At 53.7% G+C, this 1036-nt stretch carries 1 protein-coding gene; it reads left to right on the forward strand.

The genetic code is table 11. The annotated features are described in order from the left end of the window. Positions 1 to 26 precede the first annotated feature (26 nt). Positions 27 to 1036: sulfatase-like hydrolase/transferase (locus RMSM_RS26885; RefSeq protein ID WP_236622316.1), on the forward strand; the 1010-nt coding region annotated here is incomplete at its 3' end.

Raw genomic sequence — 1036 nt, forward strand, 5'->3', positions numbered from 1 at the left:
TCCCCAAACCAGAGGGTGAAACCGCAGTGAACAAAATCATTCTGATGATCAACCTAGCCCTGACGGTCGCAATCGCATCCGCAGGGATCGCTTCGGCTCAAACGCTGGAGGGCAGTCGCCCGAATATCGTCTTTGTTTTGACCGACGATCAAGGCATGGGCGACTTATCATGCATGGGCAACATCGTTTTGCAAACGCCTCACATCGATCGGCTCTATCAACAATCAACGCGTCTGACCGATTTTCAAGTCAGTCCGACCTGCGCCCCGACACGTTCCGCGTTGATGAGTGGCCGTCCGCCATTCAAGGTCGGCGTAACTCATACGATTCGGCAGCGCGAGCGAATGACGCTGGACGTCTATACGTTGCCGCAAGCACTGCAGTCGGCCGGCTATGCCACCGGCTTGTTTGGCAAGTGGCACTTGGGCGATGAACCAGCCTACCTGCCTCAAAACCGTGGATTTGACGAAGTGTTGATGCATGGCGCCGGGGGCATCGGGCAGACGAACCTTGGCGACTTTCCGCCCAACAAAGAAAACGTCTATTTCGACAACGTGTTGCTGCACAACGACACGATCGTGCAAACCAAAGGGTTTTGTACCGATCTGTTTTTCCAAGCCGCGTTGAACTGGATCAAACAACAAACCGATGCCGACGATCCTTACTTTGCCTACATCGCACTGAACGCTCCACATGCACCGCTGGTTGCACCGGACAAGTATACGCAACGTTTTTTGGATCTCGGCTATGACAAAGGGACGGCGGGCCGGTACGGAATGATTGAAAACATTGATGACAATGTGGGCCTGCTGATGCAAAAGCTTGACGATTGGAAAATGTTGGACAACACCTTGGTGGTCTTCATGACCGACAACGGAGCAACTCATCTCAGCGGAAAGCTGAACGGCGAAAGAGTGAAGCACTATAATTTTGGAATGAACGGCGGCAAGAATTCACCGCACGAAGGCGGCACGCATGTCCCAGCTTTCTTTCGCTGGAAAGGCGTGCTGGGGGAAGGCGTGGATGTGGACGCGTT

This window comes from Rhodopirellula maiorica SM1 (genome assembly GCF_000346295.1).
Taxonomy (GTDB): Bacteria; Planctomycetota; Planctomycetia; order Pirellulales; family Pirellulaceae; genus Novipirellula; species Novipirellula maiorica.